Source organism: uncultured Gilvimarinus sp. (assembly GCF_963972205.1).
GTDB classification, from domain to species: Bacteria; Pseudomonadota; Gammaproteobacteria; order Pseudomonadales; family Cellvibrionaceae; genus Gilvimarinus; species Gilvimarinus japonicus.
In genome coordinates, this window is record NZ_CAXAUC010000001.1 from 908,678 (window position 1) to 930,802 (window position 22,125).

21 protein-coding genes are annotated in these 22,125 nt (G+C 53.0%); 6 read left to right on the forward strand and 15 right to left on the reverse strand.

The annotated features are described in order from the left end of the window. Positions 1-65 precede the first annotated feature (65 nt). Together AACY82_RS04000 and AACY82_RS04005 are read left to right on the forward strand one after the other, a co-directional pair. The gene (locus AACY82_RS04000) at positions 66-629 is read left to right on the forward strand and encodes a PilZ domain-containing protein (RefSeq protein WP_339615470.1); all 564 of its coding nucleotides are present in this window, start codon (positions 66-68) and stop codon (positions 627-629) included. 39 nt (positions 630-668) lie between these two features. Then, positions 669-971: a hypothetical protein gene (locus tag AACY82_RS04005; RefSeq protein WP_339615471.1), complete on the forward strand. Its 303-nt coding sequence runs from the start codon at positions 669-671 to the stop codon at positions 969-971. 102 nt (positions 972-1,073) lie between these two features. Here AACY82_RS04005 and sthA read toward each other — a convergent pair whose 3' ends face one another. The 9 genes from sthA to AACY82_RS04050 form a co-directional block, all read right to left on the reverse strand. Beyond that, entirely contained in the window at positions 1,074-2,471 is a 1,398-nt protein-coding gene (sthA, locus tag AACY82_RS04010; protein ID WP_339615472.1) for a Si-specific NAD(P)(+) transhydrogenase, read from the reverse strand. A 64-nt stretch (positions 2,472-2,535) separates the two neighbouring features. After that, entirely contained in the window at positions 2,536-2,787 is a 252-nt protein-coding gene (gene nqrM / locus AACY82_RS04015) for a (Na+)-NQR maturation NqrM (protein ID WP_339615473.1), read from the reverse strand. A 35-nt stretch (positions 2,788-2,822) separates the two neighbouring features. Further along, positions 2,823-3,920, reverse strand: coding sequence for an FAD:protein FMN transferase (locus tag AACY82_RS04020; RefSeq protein WP_339615474.1), 1,098 nt, complete (start codon positions 3,918-3,920; stop codon positions 2,823-2,825). Continuing rightward, positions 3,886-5,106 (reverse strand): NADH:ubiquinone reductase (Na(+)-transporting) subunit F, encoded by a 1,221-nt coding sequence (gene nqrF, locus AACY82_RS04025; protein WP_339615475.1) that lies wholly within the window; start codon positions 5,104-5,106, stop codon positions 3,886-3,888. Before nqrF ends, AACY82_RS04020 begins: the two co-directional genes overlap by 35 nt. A 15-nt stretch (positions 5,107-5,121) precedes the next feature. Then, positions 5,122-5,730 carry an NADH:ubiquinone reductase (Na(+)-transporting) subunit E gene (gene nqrE / locus AACY82_RS04030; RefSeq protein WP_339615476.1) on the reverse strand — a complete coding sequence of 203 codons (609 nt, stop codon included), beginning with the start codon at positions 5,728-5,730 and terminating at the stop codon, positions 5,122-5,124. Between the two features lie 2 nt (positions 5,731-5,732). After that, on the reverse strand, positions 5,733-6,395 hold the full coding sequence (locus AACY82_RS04035; RefSeq protein ID WP_339615477.1) for an NADH:ubiquinone reductase (Na(+)-transporting) subunit D: 663 nt from the start codon (positions 6,393-6,395) through the stop codon (positions 5,733-5,735). A 4-nt stretch (positions 6,396-6,399) separates the two neighbouring features. Next, complete coding sequence (locus AACY82_RS04040) at positions 6,400-7,182, reverse strand: Na(+)-translocating NADH-quinone reductase subunit C (RefSeq protein WP_339615478.1); 783 nt, start codon at positions 7,180-7,182, stop codon at positions 6,400-6,402. After that, complete coding sequence (locus tag AACY82_RS04045) at positions 7,175-8,380, reverse strand: NADH:ubiquinone reductase (Na(+)-transporting) subunit B (RefSeq protein ID WP_339615479.1); 1,206 nt, start codon at positions 8,378-8,380, stop codon at positions 7,175-7,177. Before AACY82_RS04045 ends, AACY82_RS04040 begins: the two co-directional genes overlap by 8 nt. A 2-nt stretch (positions 8,381-8,382) precedes the next feature. After that, complete coding sequence (locus AACY82_RS04050; protein WP_339615480.1) at positions 8,383-9,726, reverse strand: Na(+)-translocating NADH-quinone reductase subunit A; 1,344 nt, start codon at positions 9,724-9,726, stop codon at positions 8,383-8,385. 484 nt (positions 9,727-10,210) lie between these two features. Between AACY82_RS04050 and mfd the strand changes: the two genes are divergently transcribed. Then, on the forward strand, positions 10,211-13,675 hold the full coding sequence (gene mfd / locus AACY82_RS04055; RefSeq protein WP_339615481.1) for a transcription-repair coupling factor: 3,465 nt from the start codon (positions 10,211-10,213) through the stop codon (positions 13,673-13,675). Positions 13,676-13,759: 84 nt separating this feature from the next. Beyond that, positions 13,760-14,620 carry a CsiV family protein gene (locus AACY82_RS04060; protein ID WP_339615482.1) on the forward strand — a complete coding sequence of 287 codons (861 nt, stop codon included), beginning with the start codon at positions 13,760-13,762 and terminating at the stop codon, positions 14,618-14,620. A 46-nt stretch (positions 14,621-14,666) separates the two neighbouring features. Here AACY82_RS04060 and AACY82_RS04065 read toward each other — a convergent pair whose 3' ends face one another. From AACY82_RS04065 to AACY82_RS04075, 3 genes are all read right to left on the reverse strand, one after another. Further along, a complete protein-coding gene (locus AACY82_RS04065) occupies positions 14,667-14,879 on the reverse strand; it encodes a cold shock domain-containing protein (RefSeq protein WP_339615483.1) in 213 nt (70 codons plus the stop codon). Positions 14,880-15,083: 204 nt separating this feature from the next. Beyond that, on the reverse strand, positions 15,084-15,641 hold the full coding sequence (locus AACY82_RS04070; protein WP_339615484.1) for a hypoxanthine-guanine phosphoribosyltransferase: 558 nt from the start codon (positions 15,639-15,641) through the stop codon (positions 15,084-15,086). Continuing rightward, the gene (locus AACY82_RS04075) at positions 15,638-16,768 is read right to left on the reverse strand and encodes a mechanosensitive ion channel family protein (protein ID WP_339615485.1); all 1,131 of its coding nucleotides are present in this window, start codon (positions 16,766-16,768) and stop codon (positions 15,638-15,640) included. The genes AACY82_RS04070 and AACY82_RS04075 overlap by 4 nt, the downstream gene beginning before the upstream one ends. Before the next feature lie 237 nt (positions 16,769-17,005). Between AACY82_RS04075 and lexA the strand changes: the two genes are divergently transcribed. Together lexA and AACY82_RS04085 are read left to right on the forward strand one after the other, a co-directional pair. Beyond that, positions 17,006-17,608, forward strand: a complete 603-nt coding sequence (gene lexA / locus AACY82_RS04080) for a transcriptional repressor LexA (RefSeq protein ID WP_339615486.1) — start codon at positions 17,006-17,008, stop codon at positions 17,606-17,608. Then, positions 17,601-18,011, forward strand: coding sequence for a hypothetical protein (locus AACY82_RS04085; protein ID WP_339615487.1), 411 nt, complete (start codon positions 17,601-17,603; stop codon positions 18,009-18,011). Before lexA ends, AACY82_RS04085 begins: the two co-directional genes overlap by 8 nt. 148 nt (positions 18,012-18,159) lie before the next feature. On the opposite strand, the gene AACY82_RS04090 is transcribed toward AACY82_RS04085, so the two are convergent. The 3 genes from AACY82_RS04090 to topA form a co-directional block, all read right to left on the reverse strand. Continuing rightward, positions 18,160-18,420 carry a hypothetical protein gene (locus tag AACY82_RS04090; protein WP_339615488.1) on the reverse strand — a complete coding sequence of 87 codons (261 nt, stop codon included), beginning with the start codon at positions 18,418-18,420 and terminating at the stop codon, positions 18,160-18,162. Positions 18,421-18,667: 247 nt separating this feature from the next. After that, positions 18,668-19,153 (reverse strand): DUF6586 family protein, encoded by a 486-nt coding sequence (locus AACY82_RS04095; RefSeq protein ID WP_339615489.1) that lies wholly within the window; start codon positions 19,151-19,153, stop codon positions 18,668-18,670. A 24-nt stretch (positions 19,154-19,177) separates the two neighbouring features. Further along, a complete protein-coding gene (gene topA / locus AACY82_RS04100) occupies positions 19,178-21,802 on the reverse strand; it encodes a type I DNA topoisomerase (protein ID WP_339615490.1) in 2,625 nt (874 codons plus the stop codon). Positions 21,803-22,125 lie beyond the last annotated feature (323 nt).

Genomic DNA, 22,125 nt, shown 5'->3' on the forward strand with positions numbered 1-22,125 from the left:
AATGCTCTAATCCCGCAGTTATGCTATGGTTTGAGAGTGATTACCCAAGAGCATGAGTGCCCTACATGGATGAACGACGCGATTATTTTCGTTTAACGCTAAACGCCATCGTCGAGCTGAAAGCGCTGGCCGCAAAACCATTGGTCACCAGCGGTGCCGATGCGACATCGCATTTTACCTCTAGCCGCATTTTGCAAACCATGGCCGAATTAAAGCGGCTAGAGCTGGATGGTGGCCAACTACAACAGCAAATTAAAGACGCCGATCGCGCTCTGGGCGAATACCTAAACATTCTAACGCGCAAAATCGACGTGCTGGCGCAGTTTTGTTTAAGCAGCCAAGTCACAGATTACGCTAGCGCGCAAGCCATTGAGCTCAGCGAAGGCGGACTCATGTTTCACCACAGCGAGCCACTGCCCGAGCATCAGTGGCTTGCCCTCATGCTGAGCTTTGAGTCTCCCCTGATGGCCACCGCACTGCATGCGCAAGTGATTCGGTGTGAACCGGATCGCGGCAACGGTTACCTAATTGCGGCAGAATTCCTGTATTTAAATGCGGCTGAGCGACAGCAAATCAGCCAGCAAATTATGCGGGCACAACTAGAGTCGGCGCGGCGTAAGCCGCAGTAACCCAACCAAACGTCCGCCTTGGGGACATAAGGATTAACCATGAAATCAGTTATAGCATTTATCCTGCTTGCTCTGGCCTGCCAACTACAAGCCGAAACAGTACGCATCCCCATCGGCCAGCAAGAAAAGTCGGGGGAATACTTATCAACGCCAGCCACAGGTATGACGAAAACCCGCGTTAAAGACCACTATGGCGAGCCGATAAACCAAGCCGGCCCGGTGGGCGAGCCGCCAATTTACACATGGGTATACGAAGATTTTATCGTTTACTTTGAGGCTGACCGGGTGATCCATTCCGTTGTTAAGTTCACCCCAAAAATGAAAGCCGCGGCCAACCCCTAAATTTTTACGCTTTAATCACCCCTTTTCAACGAAAAAACGCCACCCTAGCTTCCCTAGGGTGGCGTTTTTTGTGCCGTTCATCTAGGCGGTGCTAGAGCGCCTTTATTGTCGATTGATCCGGTTCGTACCATCCAGAGCTGCCAAGCGATATGCCTCCGCCATGGTTGGGTAGTTAAACGTGGTATTCAAGAAGAAGCTAATATTATTGTTCTCACCGGGCTGACTCATAATCGCCTGACCAATGTGAATAATCTCAGCCGCTTCGGCGCCAAAACAATGCACCCCAAGCAGTGCTCCGGTGTCAACATTAAACAGCAGTTTAAGCATACCAACATCTTCACCACTAATTTGTCCGCGAGCGGTATTTTTAAACAAGCAGCGGCCAACTTCGTAAGGCACCCGTGCCTCGGTTAGCTCGCGCTCGGTTTTGCCCACAGAGCTAATCTCGGGCAAGGTATAAATACCGGTCGGCACCTCGCTAACATCGTTAGCCGGCTCACCGAGAATCACCGCCGCTAGCGCTCGACCCTGATCGTAGGATGCACTCGCCAAGCTCGGCCAACCTACCACGTCACCTACCGCGTAGATATTCTCAACGTCGGTTTGATACTGCTCGTTAACCGTGAGGTTGCCGCGATGATCCGGTGTCAAACCAACCGACTCGAGGTTTAACTGATCGGTATTACCGCTACGACCGTTACACCACAACAGTGCATCGGCTTTAATACGCTTACCCGATTGCAAATACAGGGTCACGCCGCGCTCGGTGGCTTCGATTTTTTCGTAGGTTTCACTGTGGCGCACTCGCACGCCGTTATCTCGCAAGTGATAACTTAACGCATCCGAGATTTCATCATCCAAAAAAGACAACAAGCGATCGCGGCTGTTGATCAGATCAACCTTCACCCCGAGCCCGGAAAATATAGAGGCGTATTCACAACCGATCACCCCGGCGCCGTAAATCAAAATATGACGCGGAGTGTGTTTCATCTCCAAAATAGAGTCAGAATCGTAAATACGCGGATGCGTAAAATCAACATCGGCCGGTTGATACGGACGCGAACCAGTGGCAATAATAAAGTGTTCGGCGTGGATCGTCTCAGTCGAGCCCTCGCTAAACTTCACTTCCACTGTGTTAGCATCAAGAAAAGACGCAAAACCCGAGTAAACCGCGACGCGGTTGCGCACATAAAAGTCAGTGTGCAACTCAACCTGCTTGGGAATCACTTGATTTGCGGCTGCCAACACCCGCGGATAAGTAATACGCCAGCTTTCGCCATTTTCGCGAAACAAACTGCTGGTTTTAAACTGAATAATTTGTTTAACCGCATGGCGCAACGACTTAGAGGGGATGGTCCCTTTGTGAGCACAATTGCCGCCCACTAAACCACGCCCTTCTATTACCGCCACTTTTTTACCCGCTTTGGCAGAGGCCATTGCCGCACTCTCACCCGCCGGACCAGATCCAATAATTACCACATCGTACGTATATGTCGCCACAATAAGCCCCCAACGTCCCTACTACGTCCCCTACAAACTTAACTGCTTAGCTTGCGGGTACAGGTTAATTTCGCGGCTGCTTCGCCGTCGCATCTACAGCCAAACTTGCGTTCACGGTTGCCGCTGAGCCATCTTTAAGACTCTCGCACTTTTGCTCATCCCCGCCGCACAGCTCGCAGCTGTAGTCTTTCTCGCCCAGCGCTTTACCGACCCCGCCGCACGAGCCGGTTAACGGCTTGCGGCCGAAAATAACGCCAACCGACATACCGACTACAACCGTCAGCATAACCGCTAACACGACTAAAAATACTGCCATCACTTTACCCTCCTGTGCCGCACCCTGCTTAGCAGTTAATGCAGCAGCTGTGAAAAAGTCACCGATTGCGTATCAACAAAGCCATCACCGTCTTTGACAATCATATAAACCGCCAGTTGCTCGGCATTAGCCAGCTCCATGCCTTTTTCAGGCCCCAACACATTCAGCGCCGTGGCCCAGGCATCCGCCCGTGCTGCGGTTTCAGCCACCACGGTAACCGACGCCAAATTGTGTTTAATTGGCCGCCCTGTTTTTGGGTCGATCGTATGAGAGTAGCGCACGCCGTCCACTTCAAAATAATTGCGATAATCGCCCGACGTCGCCACTGCGTGATTATCCACGTTTAGCGCCAACCGCGCGCCACCCGCCAACACTGAGGGCTGTTCGATCGCGATACGCCAAGGTGTACTGCGCGGGCTATCGCCCACGACGCGTACCTCACCGCCGATTTCGACCATAAAATTGTCGAATCCACGATCGGTCAAAAAGTTAGCAATCCAATCGACACCATAACCTTTTGCCACCGCCGACAAGTCCACACTAATATTGGCCGTGCGGCGCGCCCGGTTAACATCCAGCTGTAAATATTCATGTCCGGTGCGTGCCAGCGCGGCAGCCAGCTCATCTGGACCTGGCACCCGATCGGGCTGCATCTGTGGGCCAAAGCCCCACAAGTTCACCAGCGGGCCTACGGTAATATCAAAAGCGCCATAAGATCGCTGACTGATATCCTCACTGATGCTCAACACCTCCATGACGGGCTCAGATAACTCGACCCATTCATTCACTGGCTCACGGTTAAACTGCATGAGCTCAGAGTCGTCGATATAAGTCGACATCATTTGATTAATCTGCACCAGCTGCTCATCCACCGCACTTTGCAGAGCATCGACGTTAACCTCAAACTCTCCCGAGGCCGGGCCTACCACCGTAATATGATAGTGGGTGCCCATGGTTTGGCCAGAGAATTTAACACTCGGGCGCTCGGTACCGCTGGGCGTACAACCACTGATTAACAGACATAAAAACAAAAAAGAGGCTGACAGTAGTGTCAGCCTCTTTTTTATTATCATTATGTCAGGCATATGAGCTTTGCAATTAGCCACCAAAGTCATCCAGCATAATGTTTTCATCTTCAACGCCTAGATCGTGGAGCAATTTAATCACCGCCGCGTTCATCATTGGCGGCCCACACATATAAAACTCGCAGTCTTCCGGTGCGGGGTGATCTTTAAGGTACTCTTCATACAACACGTTATGAATGAACCCCGTTAGACCTTCCCAGTTATCTTCCGGCTGCGGATCAGACATGGCAACGTGCCAGGTGAAGTTGTCGTTCTCATTCGCCAGCATGTCGTACTCATCTTGGTAAAACAACTCTTTTAACGAGCGTGCACCGTACCAGAAGGAGATCTTACGGGTCGAATTAAGCCGCTTAAGCTGATCAAAGATATGCGAGCGCATTGGCGCCATACCAGCACCACCGCCGACAAACACCATTTCGGCATCGGTGTCTTTAGCAAAGAACTCACCAAAGGGACCAAACACCTTAATAGTGTCACCGGGTTTTAGGTTAAAGACATAAGAGGACATAATGCCCGGCTGAATATCTTTAGAGCCCGGAGGTGGCGTCGCAATACGAATATTAAACTTAACCAAGCCACGCTCTTCGGGGTAGTTCGCCATTGAGTAAGCGCGTTGAACAGGCTCGGGGTTTTTTGTTTCCAGTTTAAAGAAGCCAAAGCGCTCCCAATCAGCACGAAACTGCTCTTCGATATCAAAATCAGAGAACTTAATATGATACGCAGGGCACTCCAGCTGAACGTAACCACCGGCACGAAAATCTACGTTCTCGCCCTCGGGTAGTTTGAGTGTCAGCTCTTTAATAAAGGTAGCCACATTGGGGTTTGACTCAACCGTACACTCCCACTGCTTTACACCAAAAACATCCTCTGGAACTTCTACCACCATATCCTGTTTAACCGGAGTTTGACAGGACAAGCGCCAGCCCTCTTGAGCCTCACGCTTGGTGAAGTGACTTTCCTCGGTGGGCAGCATAGAGCCGCCACCGTCACTGACCACGCAGGCGCACTGGGCACAGGTGCCGCCGCCGCCACAGGCCGATGGTAAAAACAAGCCAGCGCCCGACAGCGTTTGCAGCAGTTTGCCGCCCGCCGGGACGGTGAGTTTCTTCTCGCCGTTAATATCGATGGTGACGTCACCAGTCGACACCAACTGTGCACGTGCGCTCAAAATCACAATCACCAGTATCAGCACGATGACCGTGAACATGACTACGCCAAGTATAATTTCGTTCATGTGAATCCTCGCTGATTACAGATCAATGCCGCCGAATGACATAAAGCCAAGCGACATCAGGCCCACGGTAATAAAAGTAATACCCAGGCCGCGAAGCCCTTCGGGCACATCACTGTACTTCATCTTTTCGCGGATACCGGCCAGTGCGGTAATAGCCAACGCCCAACCCACACCAGAGCCAACACCAAAGACGACACTCTCGCCAAAGTTGTAATCGCGCTCAACCATAAACAGAGAGCCACCCAAAATGGCACAGTTCACGGTAATGAGCGGCAAAAATACACCCAGCGCGTTGTACAGCGCAGGAACGTATTTATCGAGCACCATCTCAAGGATCTGAACCAAAGCGGCAATAACACCAATGTAAGAAATCAGCCCCAAGAAGCTCAAATCAACATTAGGCAAACCCGCCCACGCCAGTGCACCATCAGCCAACACATAGGTGTACAGCAAGTTATTAACCGGCACGGTAATGGTTTGCACCACAATAACGGCAATACCCAAACCAAACGCCGCACCGATTTTTTTCGATACAGCCAGCAAGGTACACATGCCCAAAAAGAAAGCCAGGGCCATGTTGTCGATAAAAATCGACCGAACAAATAAGCTCAAATACGCTTCCATGATCAGGCCTCCTTAGCTAGCGGCTTGGTGTTAGGTGCGATTTTATAATCGGGCTCTTCTACTTGATCTTTTTTCCAGGAGCGGATGCCCCAGATAAACAAACCAATCAAAAAGAACGCACTTGGCGGCAACAGCAGCAAACCGTTTGGTGTGTACCAACCACCTTCGGTGGCCAATGGCAACAACTGAGTACCAAACAGGCTACCCGAGCCTAACAGTTCACGTACAAACGCCAAGCCCAGCAACATAGCGCTGTAGCCCAAACCGTTACCAACGCCATCTAAAAAGCTCGGCAGTGGTGGGTTTTTCATGGCGAAAGCTTCAGCGCGCCCCATGACGATACAGTTGGTGATAATCAACCCAACAAATACCGACAACTGCTTGCTGATTTCAAAGGCGTAGGCCTTTAGCACCTGATCGACCACAATCACCAGCGAGGCAATAATAGTCATCTGGATGATAATACGAATGCTCCCCGGAGCGTGGTTGCGCACCAGCGAGACAAACAGGTTAGAAAAAGCCGTTACCGAGGTTAGTGCAATACACATAACCACCGTAACCGACAATTTACTGGTAACCGCCAAGGCCGAACAAATACCCAAAATCTGCAACGCAATTGGGTTATTGGAGAATATCGGCGCAAATAATAGCTCTTTGACTTTCATAATCTTAAGCCTCCCCGTTTTTCAGGTTGGTAAGAAAGGGCTTGTAGCCATCTTCGCTCAACCAAAAATGGATCAGATTCGCCACACCGCGACTGGTCAAGGTGGCACCCGACAAGCCATCAACTTGGTGATCTGCATCTTTAGATTGCGGGTCAACTTTGCCTTTAATAACAGTCAGTTCCACATCGCCGTCACTGTCGTAGGCTTGTTTTCCTTCCCACTGGGCTTTCCAAGATGGGTTATCAACCTCACCACCAAGCCCCGGCGTTTCACCGTGCTCGTAAAAGCCCAAACCTCTAACGGTGTTCAAATCAGAGTCCAACGCCAAAAACCCATACAGCGTCGACCACAGACCGTAACCACGAACAGGCAAGACAATCGTTTCCAGCCCTGAATCACCCTCGATCATGTACACCAGGGCGTACTCTTCGCGACGGGAGATTTTAGCCAGATCCTCATCGGGGCTCAAATCAGTGGAGCGAGCCGGATCTTTACTGGCTTTGCGCTGATCGTAGTTAGCCGGATCAACCGCATCGGTAAATTTACCCGTTTCTAAGTCCACCACCTGTGTATTAACACGATCGGCAAACAGGCTCTCGACACTGGCTTTATCGGTTTTCTCAAGCAAACCCGCCGCCGCCAAAATGTTGCGTTTAAAATCCAAGGATTTGTTCACTTCTTGAATCGGGCGCAGAAGTACTGCCGCTGTGGACACCACCACCGAGCAGACAATACACAGCAACAGCGTTACTGTGATTGTTTTCTTAATGGAATCATTACTAGCCACGTGCCAACCTCCGCTTGATATTTGCGCGAACTACCAGGTAATCAATCAGCGGAGCAAACAAGTTGGCAAACAAAATCGCCAACATCATGCCTTCGGGGAAGGCAGGGTTTACTACCCGAATAATAATCACCATAAAGCCAATCAAAGCACCAAACCAGTATTTACCAGTATCGGTCATAGAGGCCGAAACCGGATCGGTCGCCATAAAGATCATACCGAAAGCAAAACCACCGATGACCATATGCCAGTACCAAGGCGTTGCCATGGCGGGGTTAGAGCTCGCATCTCCGGTAAAATTAAACAGCAAGGTGGTCGCAATCATGCCCAGCATAACGCCGGCAACGATGCGCCAAGAGGCAATGCCCATCACCAGCAACACAGCGCCACCAATAAAAATGGCTAAGGTTGAGGTCTCGCCAATACTGCCCTGCATAAAGCCTAAAAAGGCGTCCATCCAGCTCAATTGGTTTTGCAGCGCTTCGACACCGTTTTGCGACAGAACCGATAGTGCCGTCGCACCGGTGTAGCCATCAACAGCCGTCCATACGGCATCACCCGACATACTGGCGGGGTACGCAAAAAACAAAAACGCACGACCAGTTAAGGCAGGGTTTAAGAAGTTTTTGCCGGTACCACCAAATACCTCTTTACCCAACACCACACCAAAGCTGATGCCGAGAGCGGCGTACAACAGCGGTAAATCGGGCGGGCAAATCAGGGCAAACAGTACTGAGGTAACAAAAAAGCCTTCGTTGACTTCGTGACCGCGCACCATGGCAAACAGCACTTCCCAAAAACCACCGACAATAAACACTACGGCATAAATAGGAAGAAAGTAAGCGGCGCCGTGCACCAAGCAATCCCACACACTGCTGGGGTCAAAACCGGCAATGGATGAAATTAGCGCAATGCGCCAGCCTTCGGCACCGGCCATACCAATGTCCGCCAAAATCATATTGGCGTTGTGACCGACGTTGTACATACCAAAGAACATCGCGGGAAAGGTACACAACCACACGGTGATCATAATACGTTTCAGGTCGATGCCATCGCGTACATGAGAGGTGGTTTTGGTCACATCCGATGGACGATAAAAAATAGTATCGACCGCTTCGTACAAAGCGTACCACTTTTCATATTTGCCGCCCTTGTGAAAGCTCGGCTCGATTTTATCGAGAAAATTGCGTAATGCTTTCATAGTTAGCCCTCCCGCTCGATCATGGTGAGATTGTCGCGCAAGATAGGGCCGTACTCGTACTTACCCGGGCAGACAAATGTACACAGCGCCAAATCTTCTTCGTCCAACTCTAAACAACCCAGCTGCTGAGCCGACTCACTATCACCCACAATCAACGCGCGTAGCAGTTGTGTCGGTAAAATATCCAAAGGCATGACTTTTTCGTAGGCGCCCACAGGCACCATGGCACGCTCACTGCCGTTGGTCGAGGTGGTAAAACCAAAACGCTTAGACGGCATCAACTTTGACAAATAAATGCCCATTACCGAAAAGAGATTAGCGCCGGGACGCAAATAATGCAGCATCGGGCGATCGTCGCCCTCTTTAAGCACACTGATTTGCGTGTGATAGCGACCAAGGTAGGCATAGGGTCCGCGGGCGGTGCGACCGCCAAATACAGAGCCCGAAACAACACGATTGCCCTCGCCGGCCAATTGCCCTGCGGTTAACTCGTCCAAGTTGGCGCCAATGCGAGTGCGCACTAAGCGCGGCTCGTTAACGGCGGGACCGGCCAGCGCCACTACGCGACGGGTGTCGATGCGACCGGTAGTCACAAAAGCACCAAACGCCGCTACATCTTGGTAGTTAATCGTCCAGACGGTTTTACTGGCACTAACCGCATCCAAATGATGGATATGAGTGCCGACATTACCGGCCGGGTGCACGCCACCAAACTCATTGACGGAGAATTGCTCGCCACTCGCCACTGGAATATCCGCGCCCGGGGCTTTAGAGACGTAAACTTTACCCTCTGTGAGTCGCGCCAGCACTTTTAAGCCGGCGACAAAATCATCGGCGCGCTCTTTAAGCACAACCTGAGGGTCGGCCGCCAGCGGATTGGTATCCATCGCCGAGACGAAAATCCCATGGGGCGTGCTATCGATGGCGGGCACCTTGCTGTAAGGGCGAGTGCGCAAAGCCGTCCACAGCCCGGCTTCATTGAGCAGCTCACGCACGCTCTCGGCGCTCGCGCTGCCGAGTTCGGCATCGCTCAAAGCTTTAAATGTTTCGGACTCATCGCCTTCAACATCGATCACAACCGACTGCAGCATCCGGCGCTCGCCGCGATGAATCGCCGCGATTGTGCCAGCGGCCGGCGCGGTGTAACGCACGCCCTCGGTTTTTTTATCGGTAAATAACAGCTGTCCGAGCTTGACTTTATCGCCTACGGCTACGGCCATAGTCGGCTTCATGCCGTGATAATCTGGGCCGATGACTGCCACAGAGCGGGCTTCAGGCCCATCGGCGATCGTCTGCTCGGGTGTACCGGATATAGGTAAATCCAATCCCCGACGAATCTTTATCATACGTCTCTGCCTAATCACTCGTTGGATTAATAAGTAGCACGACTCAGTCGCTGAGCCGCAATGTCGCTGTGTTGACTGTGCGTCAACGGCTTCTATTGATTGAAGCTTATTGATTGTTTGAGCCCGGTCTGGCGCTTCTTATTGGTGCAGGCGTTAACCCGCTAAGGAGCTCTGTTTGAGGCATTATCGCTAAAAGCCCGCTTTATCGGTGGACAAAGGCAGATTTTGGCGCAAAAGAACAAACCGGAACCTACTGAAAAATCGCGGCAATTATAAAGATCAGGACTGCTAATGACCAGTGTCGTGGCACAATTTTAGCGCATCTTTGCCTAAATCGACCGATTCGATCAGCGGTTGGGGATAACAGCCCCCTACAGAACCCGTAAAAACGGGTACAATGCCCGCCTCGCGCTCGCGCCAACCACCTGCGTGGCACAAGCGCCCACAGGCAACCTCAACCTCAAGCAACCTGCAAAAGATCGCTATGACTCAACTTGATCCTCGCCACCCCGACATCACCGACCGCCCCGGCGAGCGCCGCCACTGGGGGCAATTACACGGTGGGGCACAAGCGCTGGCGCTGGCCAGCGCCGCCCGGCAACATGCGGGATTAAGTTTAGCCGTTACCAGCGACACCGCCAGCGCCCAGCGGCTTGAGATCGAACTGCGTTTTTATGCCGGCCCCGAGCTCAATATTCTACACTTGGCCGACTGGGAAACCCTCCCCTACGACTCGATCTCGCCCCACCAAGATATTATCTCTGAGCGCCTGCGCACCTTGTACCACCTGCCGAGCACCCACCACGGCATACTGGTCGTACCGGTTACCAGCTTGCTGCAACGGCTGATGCCCAAAGACTACCTTGTACAAAACAGCTTACTCTTAAAAGTAGGCGAGACACTGGATCTTGCCACCTTGCGCGACAACCTAATTCAAGCCGGCTATCGCGTAGTCGATACAGTTTACGAACACGGCGAGTTTGCGGTGCGCGGTGCGCTGATTGATATCTTCCCGATGGGCAGCGATTTACCGCTGCGGATCGACCTGTTCGACGACGAGATCGACACCCTGCGCACCTTTGATCCGGACACCCAGCTCACTCAGGATAAAATCGACAAGCTAGAGCTACTACCCGCGCGGGAATACCCGCTCGACAAAGCCGGCATCAGCCGCTTTAAAAACCGCTGGCACCAACGCTTTGAGGTGGACCCCAGCGCCTGCTCGATCTACCGCGATGTCAGTGACGGCATTGCGCCGCCGGGCATCGAGTATTATTTACCGCTGTTTTTTGACCACAACAGTACGCTGTTTGATTTTTTACCCAGCAATACCGTCGCCTACACATTAGGGGACACCCAAGGCGCTGCCAGCCACTTTTTGCAAGAACTATGGGCGCGCTACGAGTCTCGCGGGGTCGACCCCACTCGCCCACTGTTGGCCCCGCACGAGATTTACCTACGCGAAGAAGAGCTATTTGCCGGCCTCAAAGGTATGAGCCGCACCCAGATTGGCGCCGAGCAATTGCCAGACAAGGCCGGCCAGCTGAATTTCGACTCCAGCATTCCGCCATCGCTGCCCGTCCACGCGCAAGCCGAGAACCCGCTCACCAGCATCGAAGCTTTTTTGATGGAGTTTAACGGCCGCGTACTGTTTTGTGCCGAGTCCGCCGGGCGCCGTGAAACCCTCTTAGAGCTGCTGGGCCGCATTCGCGTTAAACCTGCCACCATCGACCAATGGCAGACGTTTGCCGATGGTGACGAGCGTATCGGCATTACCATTGGCGCCATCGACCAAGGCCTAGTAATCGCCGACGGCGCCATTGCCTTAGTGGCCGAGTCGCAATTGTTTGGTGAGCGTATCCAGCAAGCCCGGCGCCGCCGCCAAGGGCAAGACAACGCGGAAAACGTCGTTAAAAATCTCACCGAGCTTAAAGTCGGCGCACCCGTCGTCCACATCGATCACGGCGTGGGGCGCTATCGCGGCTTGGAGACCATCAGCATCGAAGGGGACACCAGCGAGTTCCTGATGCTGGAATACGCCGACGAAGCCAAGCTTTATGTGCCAGTTACCAGCTTGCACCTTATTAGCCGCTACAGCGGCGCCGATGAAGAAACCGCACCTCTGCACCGACTCGGCTCGGAGGCCTGGCAAAAAGCCAAGCGCAAGGCGGCCGAGCAAGTGCGCGACACCGCCGCCGAGCTCTTAGACATTTACGCTCGGCGCGCCGCGCGCAAGGGTTTGGCTTTTGCCGACCCTAAAACCGACTACCTGACGTTTGCCGCGGGCTTCCCCTTTGAAGAAACCCCCGATCAACAGACCGCCATTGAGGCCGTCGTCAAAGACATGTTGTCACCGCAACCGATGGACCGTTTGGTGTGCGGCGACGTCGGCTTTGGCAAGACCGAAGTTGCCATGCGCGCGGCATTTGTAGCCGCCCACGCCGGCAAGCAGGTGGCGATTTTAGCGCCCACCACCCTGCTCGCCCAACAGCACTACGAATCGCTAAAAGATCGTTTTGCCAGCTGGCCGTTCGAGATCGAAGTCATGAGCCGGTTTCGCACCAGCAAAGAAGTCGAGGCCGTTAAAGAGCGCTTAGCCGACGGCAAAGTAGACATCGTGGTAGGCACCCACAAGCTGATCCAGCCAGATATCAAGTACAAAGACATTGGCTTGCTGATTATCGATGAAGAACACCGCTTTGGCGTACGACAAAAAGAGCAGCTAAAAAAGCTGCGCGCCGAGGTGGATATTTTGACCCTGACCGCCACACCGATTCCGCGCACCTTAAATATGTCCATGGCGGGCATACGCGACTTATCCATTATCGCTACACCGCCAGCGCGGCGACTATCGGTAAAAACTTTTGTCCGCCAACACGACGATGCCACCATCAAAGAGGCGGTACTGCGCGAAATCTTACGCGGTGGTCAGGTGTATTACCTGCACAACGAGGTCAAAAGCATCGAGCGCACCGCCCGCGCCCTGCAAGAGCTAGTGCCCGAGGCCCGCGTCGGCATTGGCCACGGCCAAATGCGCGAGCGTGAACTGGAAAAGGTCATGTCCGACTTTTACCACAAGCGCTTTAATGTGATGGTCTGCTCGACGATTATCGAAACCGGGATCGACATCCCCAGTGCCAACACCATTATTATTCACCGCGCCGATAAGTTTGGCTTGGCGCAACTGCACCAGTTGCGCGGCCGTGTGGGCCGCTCGCACCATCAGGCTTACGCCTACTTGCTCACCCCCGAGCGACGCGCCATGACCGCCGATTCACTCAAACGCCTAGAGGCTATCTCAGCCGCCGAAGATCTGGGCGCGGGCTTCACCCTAGCCACCCACGATATGGAGATTCGCGGTGCCGGCGAACTTTTAGGCGATGAGCAGAGCGGCCAAATTCACACCATCGGCTTCTCGCTGTATATGGATATGCTGGATCGGGCCGTAAAAGCCATGCGCGCTGGCAAAGAGCCCAACATCAATCAGCCACTGGAAGACAACACCGACGTCAACTTACGGGTGCCAGCGCTGATCCCCGACGATTATCTACCCGACGTTCACTCGCGTCTGGTCATGTACAAGCGCCTCGCCGGAGCGACTAACAGCGAGGCGTTGCGCGAGCTGCAAGTAGAGATGATCGATCGCTTTGGCCTGCTGCCCGAACCGGTTAAAAACCTGGTGCGGGTAACCGACATCAAACTGATAGCGGCCGAACTAGGCATCAAAAAACTTGAGGCGTCGGCCACGGGCGGCAAACTGGAGTTTGCTGCCGACACCGCAGTCGACCCGTACAACATTGTTCAGCTGGTACAAAATCAGCCCAACGTATTTCGTTTAGAGGGCGCCAACCTTTTGAAGTTTACCCTGCCCATGGACGACCCTGAAATGCGCCTTGAGCACGTCAAGGATTTACTGCAAATGCTAAAGCCGGCTAACACCGAGGGCTAAAAAAACGCTAGACTCAACCGTGAAATATTTAAGGCCTCCGGCTAAAAACATGCCGCAGCCGGACAACCGGAATTGAAAAACACTATGAAAGTACGCGCCGCCGCTCTTTTCGCCGCTCTGCTGCTCGGCAGCAACCTCTGCGCAGCCCAAAGCACTTTTGAGGGCTGGTACCAAATTGAAATGATCATCTACAGCCGGCCTCAACAAAACAGCGTCGAGCTTTGGCCTAAAGATATCAAACTGAACTACCCATTTAACTGGCAGCAGCTCTATCACCCAGAAGACCCCAATGGCGAGCCAAACGTAGACTTAGATCGCACACCTTTTTACCGCTTACCGCGAGACGCGCGCAACCTGAATGCCGTCAGCGATAGACTGGATGCGCAACCGGGATTTAAAGTGTTGTTTCACGAGGCGTGGCGGCAAATCGTTGTCGATGAAAACAACTCGCCATCGATACTGGTGTTTGGCGGTAAAGAATTTGGCGAGCACAGCGAGCTAGAAGGCAGCGTCAATATAAACGTATCTCGCTACCTGCACATCAAGACCAACCTGTGGCTAAGCGAGTTTCAAACCAACGCAGGACAAAGCCGCAACCAGTGGCCAGTGCTGCCGCAACAACCACAAAAGCGGTTAGCGCAACAGACGAATAACACCGAGAGCCAATATTTACTGGATAGCAGTCACTCGCCGAGTAACGCAAACTCGTTTAGCTTTAGTGACAAAGACGTAAACTCCGCTTTAAGCGATTTTCTCGCCGCACCCTATGTGCCTCGCGAGATTATCACCATGACCCAAGCACGCCGAATGCGCAGCGACGAACTGCACTATTTGGATCACCCAAGAATGGGCGTACTGATTAAGATACTGCCCTACACGCCACCTAAAAAAGCGCCTCAACGAACAGCTCCGGCGACCCCGCCGACCAGCAACAGCGCCCCCTGATCGGCGGTGAGTCGTGCGGCGACTGCAAAAGCCGCCGCACAGAGCATCAGCACAACTCGACGTCGTTTGCCTGCAGGCCTTTCTCGCCCTGCTGCACCGCAAACAACACACTCTGGCCCTCGGCCAAAGAGCGATAACCCTCACCGCGAATGCTGCGATAGTGAACAAAGACATCTTCACTGCCCTCGCCCCGAGTGATAAAGCCGTAACCACGAGCGTTGTTAAACCACTTTACCGTACCCGATAATCGTTCTGACATAGCTAACCTCTCTTATTTTTATGTCTTGTCAATCTTCAGCACCAGCACCCATTGGGCTACTAGCGGGCAACCCCCACAGCTGCCCTGCTCTTTTGTACGCGACTGGTCGGTTATTGTCCACATCCGGCGGTAAATGTTGTGAAACAAAGCAAGTGAGGCGCGGCTTAAAACACACCAAAGAGAAAACATTAGAGCCCTAGGCGACTAAGGCAGAGCAAAAATTCCGGGGGCGTTGCGCAACCGGCCGCGATAATCCATCCCCCAGCCATAAACGTAGCGATCGGGTATATCAAAAGCGACGTAATCGGCCGCCACAACAGCGGGGGTCGCTGTGTGCTTATGCAATAACACGGCCGAGCGCACGCGCGCTGCACCAAGCTCCAGGCAGCGCTGCGTAACAGCGGCGAGTGTGGCACCGGCATCTAAAATATCATCCACCAATAACACCTCGCGAGCGCGCACCGACTCTGGTGGCTGCCGCTGCCAAATCAGCGCATCAGTGGCCCGGTCATCGCGATAGCGACTGGCGTGAACGTAATCGAGTTCAATATCTACGGCTAGGGCCGGTAATAAATCACCACCAAACACAACCGCGCCATTCATAATAAACAGCACCACCAAGGGTTCCGATAAGTCATTGTAATCGGCGCTAATACGCGCACCGAGTGCCGCAGTAGCCTCGCGTATGGTCGCCGCGTCCAGCAGACACTCGGCACCGTCAACAGCCCAAGGGTAACCACTGGCGTTTAGGGCATTGCTCAACGCTCTGCCCCGGCGTTAAGCGATGCCTCGTTAGCCGCCTCTTGCGCCACCATCTGCACTTGATCCGGAATATGCAGCGTACGGGTTGGAAAGGCACACTCTGCACCGTGGCGCTCAACAATTGCCATAATCTGCAACAGTACATCTTGTTTAACCGAGTGAAAGTGCACCCAGTTAACCGTCTTGGTAAAGGTATAGACAAAGAAATTCAGTGACGAATTGGCAAACTCATCAAAATTAACGATCAGGGTCTGGCTTGCGTCAATCTCGTCATGGGCTTCCAGCATCGCTTTCACATCAGCGACAATGGCGGCGACTTTATCGCCATCTTCGTAACGCACGCCAATGGTTTCGTATATACGGCGATTAAACATACGCGACGGGTTTTCAACCGAGATTTGCGTGAAGGTTTGATTGGGGACATACAGCGGCCTTTTATCAAAGGTACGAATACGGGTTAGACGCAGACCAATCTCCTCTACCGTGCCTTCAATGTTCTGATCCGGTGAGCGAACCCAATCGCCCACTTTAAAAGGCCGATCCATATAAATCATCAGACCGCCAAAAAAGTTAGCCAGTAAATCTTTCGCCGCAAAACCCACGGCAATGCCGCCGATACCGCCAAACGCCAACACCCCCGATATGCTGTAACCGAGCGACTGCAGCAGCACCAAAGCCGAGGTGATCACAATCGCAATTCGCAACAGCTTACCGACTGCCATCACCGTGGTGGGGTCCGATGGCTTACCCTCGACTGGCTCAAGAAAGTTGCGCTCGCTGTACTTAATCAGACGCACCAAAAACCACGTAAGCAGAACAATCACACCAATGCGCAACACAGTGTCGGCAAACGCCAGCAACGACTCCTCAGTGCCGTTTTGCGCCAGCTCTGCGGCTAGACATAGACCCACCAGCCAGATTAAGCAGCGCAGCGGCTTAAGCGCCGATTCGACCACGGTATCGTCCCAGCGATTGCGTGTTTTACTCGCGTGGCGCATCAAATAATTAAGAATCACTCGCGCCAAGGTCGCCAAAAGCAGCGTTGCCAACACCACCGCAAACACCTTTAACACCCACAGGCGGTCGTCATTAACCAGCCCTTCGTACCAGCCTTGCAACTGCTCCATCGATCTCTCTCCTACTCACGCTGACCCTGAAAGGTCTTTTTCGGGCCGCTAGTATAACCAACCGCCCAGATAATTGTCATTGCCAACAACTGGATGCTTGCACAGTAAAATTAACTGTATATAATCACAGATACTGTACAGCCAAACAGTGCGCGGAACGCCGACGAACACTTCGTGCAATGGCACTTGAGGCCACGCACGCTGTTACCGCCATACATCAACCCAAAGGTAAGGGATATGCAAAACCTAACGGCACGCCAACAACAGGTTCTGGAGTTAATTAAAAGCTACTCCGATGAAACCGGCTACCCACCCACCCGGGCCGAGATTGCCCGCATGCTGGGCTACAAATCGGCCAATGCGGCCGAAGAGCACATTAAAGCGCTCGCCCGCAAAGGCGCAATTGAGCTAATCCCGGGGGCCTCTCGCGGCATTAAGCTACCCGAAGGGCAGCAGGGCTTACCCATTGTAGGGCGCGTTGCGGCGGGCAACCCGATACTTGCACAAGAGCACATCGAGAATTACTGCGATATCCCGCCCAGCTTTTTTCATCCCCAAGCCCACTATCTGCTTAGCGTACAAGGCATGAGCATGAAAGACGCGGGGATTCTCGACGGCGACTTACTGGCCGTACACCGGACCGATCAAGTGCACAACGGCCAAATTGTCGTTGCCCGCATCGAAGATGAGGTGACGGTAAAACGCTTTAAGCGCGAAGGCAACCGCGCACAGGTTGAGCTCTGGCCCGAGAACCCCGACTTTGACGTCATTGTCGTCGATCTGCGCGACCAGAGTTTTAGTATTGAAGGTCTAAGTGTAGGAGTCATTCGCCGTGAATAATGCACCGAGTTTTCCCCAACAGCACTCAACGCAAACAGCGTCCACTAACGCCGGCCTTACCGAGCTGGTGTTAGCTCAAGGTGCCGCCAGCAGCTGGAGCATGATATTGCCCATGGTGGCCCACCTATGCCGCCAAGACAGCCAGCGCTGGCTCACATGGGTAACCTCAGAGCCGCTGCCAGCCGAACTACTCATCAGCTTTGGGATCGACCCACTGCGTTTACGCCAAGTACACTGCCGCGATAGTGATCAGCAACTTTGGGTCACCTGGGATGCACTTGAGCTGGGCAACAGCCATACCGTTATCGCCAGCCCCGGCGCTCTTAGTCAAGGGCAAGAGCGCTACCTAGAGCAAGCGGCCTACGCCGGCAACAGCCAGGCGCTGATTTTACGTTATCGCTAGTCAAGCCCGACAAGTAACGCCAGGGCTGAGTAAACGCCGAATTACTGTATAAGGGACAAGGACCTAAGGAAGGGGGAACAACAGGTTAGCTAAAGGCCGACAGGAGTGTTTTGCAAGCTCGCAAAAAGCAGGCAACCGCCAGCGCACCCTAGTGCAGGGTTCGCTCGCTGTACAATTCTGACTCTGGATCGTCCGAAAGCTCTTCAGGGGGCGTGTCGGCCAGGTCGCCGGCCACTTCCATACCTGCCTCAATCATGGCTTTCGCCACATCAAACTTACCATCGCGCATAAATGACAGCGACTCGGCCGAAAACCGAATACTCACCAAAGGCTCGCCATTTTCATCGGCGCGCTGTAGCACAACATCACCATTGGTTAGCTCGACAATTTCATACAAAGAAGCTGACATGGAGTCTCCACCTGAGCAAAAGACAGGTATTCAGTTTTAACGAAATCGAATGATTCGATCATTCTAGCACTTTTGCCCGCGACGATAAATGCAAAGCCACTCCCCACACTGAGCCCACCCCTTGGATGATGGCAAAAACGCTTCGGGCGCGGCTAACCCTAACGCAAGGCTCAGAGGCCTGAGCCGCTGCAAGTGAATTGACGAAAGCTAAGTGAGCGGTAGCCTCAAAACGCCCGCTGCGGACGTGTTAACACTCAGTCGACGACTGCCGATGGCGCTCTATTGTTGCCTGAAGCTCGTCCAGCCATTGCGTCAGATGGGCACGGCTTAAGTCGACTAAAGGGGTATCATCTAAGCGCTGAACTTGAATCAAATGCTCAGAGTTGGCATCGGACGCCCAGCAGGCTCGGTAGCTGGACAACAGCTGACTCAACCAAGCATCTGGCCGCTGCGCCAACTGGCACAACTCGGTGACTTCCGCCGGTTGCTTACCTAGGCGCTCCAATGCTTGACGGGCATCCACCTCAGTATCAATGGCGGCAATAGAACTAACCCCGTAATAACCGCACAGCTCGCGCAGATAATGTGTATAGCCACAACACAAATGAAACAGCCCCGCCTCAAGTATCGCCTGTTCGGCAAACGGGGTACGCTCCGATGACGTTGCCAGCTCGGCCAGTAACACGCGGGTACTGGCCAGCCGGCGATTAACCTGCGCAGTTAGTGAAGCCACTTGCTCTCCTTATCTCGCGCTGAGCTATTTGTTCGGCACCCATTTGCCGCCCTGGTAAAAGGCTTTCCAGCCACTGGCCTTGCCGTCAACCTCTGACTGCACATACTGCTCTTTGGTTTTACGCGAGAAACGAATCACCGTCGGCACACCATCTGGATCTGCCACGGGCGCTGAGAATAAGAACGTATATTTAGGGTCAATCTCTTTTTTATGGGGCAAAATTTCGGCCACCAACGGCGCTCGCGTCTCGCGGTTTTTGGGGAAACCGCTAGCCGCCAAAAACAGACCGGATGCACCATCACGCAAAATATAGGTATCGTCCACTTTTTGACAAGCAAGTTCGGGCATTGGCACCGGGTCCATTTTGGGTGGTGCCGCCTCACCGCTTTTCAGCAGTTTGCGGGTATTTTTACACTCGTCATTCGTGCAGCCAAAATATTTGCCAAAGCGCCCCGTTTTTAGCTGCATCTCACTGCCGCACTTATCGCACTCTAAGGTCGGGCCTTCGTAACCTTTTAACTTAAAGGTGCCTAGTTCAACCTCGTAGCCTGGGCAATCTGGATTGTTGCCACAGATATGCAATTTGCGTTTTTCATCAAGCAAATAGTTATCCATGGCGGTGTTACAAATTTGGCAGCGGCGCTTAGAGCGCAGCTGGCGCGATTCGGCGTCTTCATCACCGTCGACATCCACAGCCTCATCACCCGAGACAAGATTCATGGTGTGCTTACAGCGCTCTTTGGGGGGCAACCCATAGCCAGAACAGCCTAAAAACACACCTGTAGAGCCCGTGCGAATTTGCATGTCGCGGCCACACTTTTCACACTCAATGTCGGTGTTGGTCGGATCATTGTGGCGCATACCGCCCGACTCTTCACTTTGCGCGCTCTGTAACTGACCGATGAAATCTGCGTAAAACTCATCCAAAAGCTGGCGCCAGTTTTTGCCACCCTCGGCCACCACGTCGAGCGATTGCTCCATATTGGCCGTAAAGCTATAACTCATTAAGTCTGAAAAACTTTCACTTAAACGCTCGGTAACAATATCGCCCATTTTTTCTGCGTAAAAGCGACGGTTCTCTAAGCGCACATAACCGCGATCTTGAATGGTTGAAATAATAGATGCGTACGTCGATGGGCGACCAATACCTTGCTTTTCAAGCTCCTTCACCAAACTCGCCTCAGAAAAGCGCGCGGGGGGCTTGGTAAAGTGTTGAGACGGGTCGAGTTTTTCCAGCGGTAGCTCATCGCCAACTTTGACCTCTGGCAACACGACATCTTCGTCTTTTTTTGCGATTTGCGGCATCACTCGGGTGAAGCCATCAAAACGAATAACCCGACCGCGGGTGCGAAGCTCAAAATCGCCGGCCTCAACCACAATCGAGGTGCTGGTGTATTCGGCATTGCTCATCTGGCAGGCGACAAATTGCGACCAAATTAGTGTGTACAAGCGCTCGGCATCGCGCTCCATTCCCTTTAAATGAGCGGTCAACACCGTGACGCTGGAGGGGCGTATCGCCTCGTGCGCCTCTTGCGCACCCTCTTTGCTCGAATAACTTCTGGGCGCTTCAGGCAGGTAGCGCTTGCCGTATTCATCTTGAATATACTCGCGGCAAGACTCCACCGCTTCTTTGCTCAAGTTGGTTGAGTCAGTACGCATATAGGTGATGTAGCCCGCCTCATACAAGCGTTGAGCCAACATCATGGTCTTTTTAACCCCAAATCCTAAGCGGGTGCTCGCCGCCTGCTGCAAGGTTGAGGTAATAAAAGGTGCCGAGGGTTTAGATTGGGTTGGTTTATCTTCGCGCTGGGCGACGTTAAAACTGGCGTCTTTAAGCTTGGCAACCGCCGCCATAGTATCGGCTTCGTTGTCGGGCCTAAAGGTTTTACCGCCCTGCTTTTTAACCTCAAAACGAATTTGATCGCCCGCTTTTGCCACTAAATCGGCAAAGAGGTTCCAGTACTCTTCGGGTACAAAGGCGCGAATTTCACGCTCGCGCTCAACCACCAGCTTAACCGCCACAGATTGCACACGCCCGGCCGATAGTCCGCGGGCGATTTTGGCCCACAGCAATGGCGAGACCATGTAGCCCACCACCCGGTCGAGAAACCGGCGTGCTTGCTGGGCATTAACACGATCAATATCAATGGGGCCGGGATTTTCAAACGCGTTTTGAATCGCTGTTTTGGTAATCTCATTAAACACTACCCGGCGATAACGAGCATCGTCGCCACCAATAGCCTCACGCAAATGCCAGGCAATAGCCTCTCCCTCGCGATCCAAATCCGTCGCGAGATAGATAGTGTCGGCATCGGCGGCCAACTGTTTTAGCTCGGCAACCACTTTTTCTTTACCGGGTAAGATCTCGTAATGCGCAGCCCAATCGTGGGTGGGGTCAATCCCCATCCGGCTAATCAATTGTTGCTGGCTTTTTTCGGCCTTATGCTTGGCTTTGGCTTCGGGGGATAGCTTACGCGTGATAGCCGCTTGGCGGGCCCGCTCTTTTGGGTCGACTTTTTTGCCGCTGCCACTCGTGGGCAAATCGCGAATATGACCGACACTGGATTTAACAATAAAGTCACGCCCCAGATATTTGTTAATGGTCTTCGCTTTTGCCGGTGACTCTACAATAACCAAAGATTTACCCATAAGCGCTCTACTTTCCTTCCGTTACATCGGCAACTGTCTGTACCCCTGCCCAACTGGCAGCTTAGGTTTCGGTGGCGCACTCAACAAGTGCAAACTACGCCTTCAAGGTGGGCATATATAAGTCCTGTGTCCACGCCGGTCAAGCGTGGATGTTTGCCACTACCGTCAATCTTGGCCTATAAGTATGGCTCCCGCGGGGCAAATTCAAGCCCATAGCGACATTCAGCCCGCCCCAACAAACAAAACACAAGCGACTGTTTTTTATAGACTTTTTATAAAAAATAGCGTCATCTTCAGCTATACAACGACACAGCGGCAAAAAC